The organism is Streptomyces sp. NPDC001156 (assembly GCF_053598275.1).
This window is the reverse complement of sequence record NZ_JBSFJX010000534.1, coordinates 1-1,425: the sequence shown is the minus strand read 5'-3', so window position 1 is coordinate 1,425 and position 1,425 is coordinate 1. Positions and strand designations below refer to the sequence as shown.

The 1,425-nt window shown below is 69.8% G+C and carries 1 protein-coding gene; it reads left to right on the top strand.

The window, feature by feature from the left end; all coding sequences use genetic code 11:
- Positions 1-102: 102 nt before the first annotated feature.
- Positions 103-1,425, top strand: a 1,323-nt coding sequence (locus ACWDA7_RS52905; protein WP_450615381.1) for an IS701 family transposase, incomplete at its 3' end; no start/stop codon positions are given.

The window sequence follows — 1,425 nt, the reverse complement described above, 5'->3', positions numbered from 1 at the left end:
TACGGCAGCTGTAGATAGGTCTGCCGATGCCCGTTGCTGCTGTTCAGCGGCTTGAGGGGATGGCTGGGGACACGAGGACGGCCGCCTTGATCATGATGTGGTGTGACGCAACATCAGAACGAGACGGCCGCTTCGACGACGGTAGACCACGAAGGCCACGACATCGCGTTCGGGGGCCTGTTGGCTTCGGTGGCCGACTGTTTCGCCCGCTCCGAGACCCGGGAGACGTTCGCACGGATGACCCGGGGCATGCTGATGGAACTCGAGGACGTCAACTGCTGGAGCCTGGCCGAAGCGATCGGTGAGCGGGGCCCGCACCGCCTGCACCATCTGCTGTCCCGTGCGGTGTGGGACGAACAAGCGGTGCTCAAGCGGACGGTGGCCTGGGCCGTGGACCTGCTCGACGACGGCGACGGGATCCTGATCGCGGATGAGACGGGAGACGCGAAGTCCTCCACCGACGCGGTGGCCGCGGCCCGCCAGTACTCCGGCTCGGTCGGCGGAGTCGCCCTGTGCCAGGTCGCGGTGCACCTCACCTTCGCCACGTCCGCCGGGCACTGCCTGATCGACCGGCGCCTGTACTTCACCAAGGAGTGGGCCGCAGACGAGGAACGCCGTGAGCTGACCGGTGTCCCCGACGAGCTGTGCTTCGCCACCAAGCCCCACCTCGCGCAGGACATGCTCCGCACCGCCGGCCGGCAGGGCATACCCGCCTCGTTCTTCCTGGGCGACGAGGTCTACGGAGGGCGGGAGCTGCGTAGCGCCTGCCGCGAGCTGGGCCTGGGCTACGTCGTGGGAGTGCGCTCCAACCACCAGGTCACCACCCCGGCCGCGAGGCTGAGCGTGGCCCAGGTCGCCGCCCGGCTGCCGAAGCGGGCCTGGCAGCGGATGCGGACCGGCGCGGGGCAGAAAGGCGTACGCGACTACGACTGGGCGATGATCGAGGTCATCGCCGACGACGCCCCTGACGGGCACGACCTCGACACGGGGACGTCCGTGCTGCTGATCCGCCGGCACCGCTACACCCGCACCGTGTCCTACTACCGCTGCTTCGCCCCCGGGCCGGTGACGCTGGCGCGACTGGTGTCACTGGTGTGCCGCAGGTGGCGGGTGGAGGACGACTTCCAGGACGCGAAGGAGATCTGCCACCTCGACAAAGGCCAGGTCACCTGCTGGAACTCCTGGCACCGCTGGAGCGTGATCGCCCTGGTCGCCCACGCCTTCCTGGCCGTCACCGCCGCTCTCGAACGTGCCGCCCAGACTGGCCGGAACGACCCCGCCGAGGCCGACCTCGTCCCCCTCAGCAGCCACGAACTCCTCCGCCTGCTAAGGGCCTTGATCCTTCCGCCGCCCCGACGAGACCGCCCCCACCTGCTGTGGTGGTCCACCTGGCGCCGCCGCCACCAACACCGCGCCCGCCTCTGC